The sequence below is a fragment of the Pseudomonas sp. LLC-1 genome (assembly GCF_002992185.1).
Classification (GTDB): domain Bacteria; phylum Pseudomonadota; class Gammaproteobacteria; order Pseudomonadales; family Pseudomonadaceae; genus Aquipseudomonas; species Aquipseudomonas monteilii.
Genome location: NZ_LUVY01000038.1, coordinates 1 through 1,091, shown reverse-complemented (window position 1 = coordinate 1,091; position 1,091 = coordinate 1). Strand labels below are relative to the sequence as shown.

1 pseudogene is annotated in these 1,091 nt (G+C 56.6%); it reads left to right on the top strand.

The annotated features are described in order from the left end of the window. Nucleotides 1-337: 337 nt before the first annotated feature. A pseudogene (locus A0O30_RS27570) lies at nucleotides 338-1,091 on the top strand (IS110-like element ISPpu9 family transposase); the annotation flags it as partial.

Here is a 1,091-nt window from a genome sequence, read left to right as displayed (position 1 = left end):
CCTGTGGGAGATCACCCAGCCCTTCCGGGCTGCGCTGTCGCGCAGCAAACTTGAGATGTACGGCTTCAGATCTGCGCAGCGCTGACATTTTGAAAAAGAAAAGGCGGCTGGCCCGATAGGGCCAGCCGCCTTTTGCTTTGTTAGGGTTTGTGCGCGCGGGACAGAGATCGTAGCCAGCACTGGTGTGTGTCCGCACACCCGCGTGGGAGAGTGATCCGCACGGTATCGGCGTGAAGTCCCTGTAGGCATCAGCTAAATCAGCTGTGACCACGTATGAGAGAGTGAACACTTTCGCCACCGTGTGCCCCGCGCGCCCCTTATCCTGCGAGGATTCATCATGGCGCGCAAGCCTTCCAAGCAACGCTTTACCGTCGTTCATCCCGATTGCGCGGCGATCGACGTCGGTGGTCGAGAGCATTTTGTGGCGGTCGATCCACGGCACGAAAATCCCGTCCAGTCGTTCACGTCCTTTACTGACGACCTGCTCAAGATGGCTGATTGGCTTGAAAGCCTGGGGATCAAGGTCGTCGCCATGGAGTCCACAGGCGTTTATTGGATTCCCATTTACGAGATCCTCAGCGAACGCGGTTTTGAGGTTTATCTCGTCAATGCCAGAGCAACTCGGCAAATCACGGGTCGCAAATCAGATGTGCTGGATTGCCAGTGGATTTGGCAGCTGATGACGCATGGGCTGCTGAGAGGTGCATTCCGCCCCGATGATCTGACCTGTTGCGTCCGCTCATTGGTCAGGCAGCGGGCTTCCAAAGTCAAAGACCAGGCACAGACCCTGAACCGGATGCAAAAGGCCATGAGCCAAATGAACATCCAGTTGGCCAATGTCATCAGTGATATTTCCGGCGTAACTGGCATGAAGATTTTGCGAGCCATCTGCGCAGGTCAACGAGACCCTGTGCAACTGGCTGAACTGACCGACCGCCGCATCAAGGCCGGCAAGGAGGCTGTCGCTCGGAGTCTTCATGGCAATTGGCGGCGTGAGCATCTGCATGCGCTGACTCAGGAATTGGCTGCCTACGACTTCTTGGAGCAGCAAATTGCTGGTTGTGACGACGCCATAAAAACCGCGCTAGAGC